Source organism: Mesorhizobium sp. M8A.F.Ca.ET.208.01.1.1, assembly GCF_004791315.1.
In the GTDB taxonomy this organism is placed as follows: Bacteria; Pseudomonadota; Alphaproteobacteria; order Rhizobiales; family Rhizobiaceae; genus Mesorhizobium.
Genome location: NZ_SRUT01000417.1, coordinates 1 through 282 on the forward strand (window position 1 = coordinate 1; position 282 = coordinate 282).

At 60.6% G+C, this 282-nt stretch carries 1 pseudogene; it reads right to left on the reverse strand.

The window, feature by feature from the left end:
- Positions 1-188 (reverse strand): annotated as a pseudogene (locus tag EN851_RS35910) (hypothetical protein); the annotation flags it as partial.
- Positions 189-282 lie beyond the last annotated feature (94 nt).

A 282-nucleotide genomic window follows, 5' to 3' on the forward strand; every position in this document is an offset into this window, starting at 1 on the left:
AGCAATTCCTTGGCGCGATTTTCGGCGAAAATGTCGGTATGCGCGGCGATCAGATCCTGCGGGAAGGCGACGCCCTTGCGGTCCGTGCGCAGCACCGCGTCGGCGGGAAACCCGAGCACCTTCGGAAGCATATGCGGCAGATGATCGAAATTGGAGAATGTCGTTGCCGAATTTGGCCGCATCATCATGTCGAAAATGCCCGGCACCGCGACCGGTTCGGTGATCGAAACGCTAAGCCAGCGCGTCGGCAGCTTTCGCGTCGCCAGCGTGTCGACGATGGTG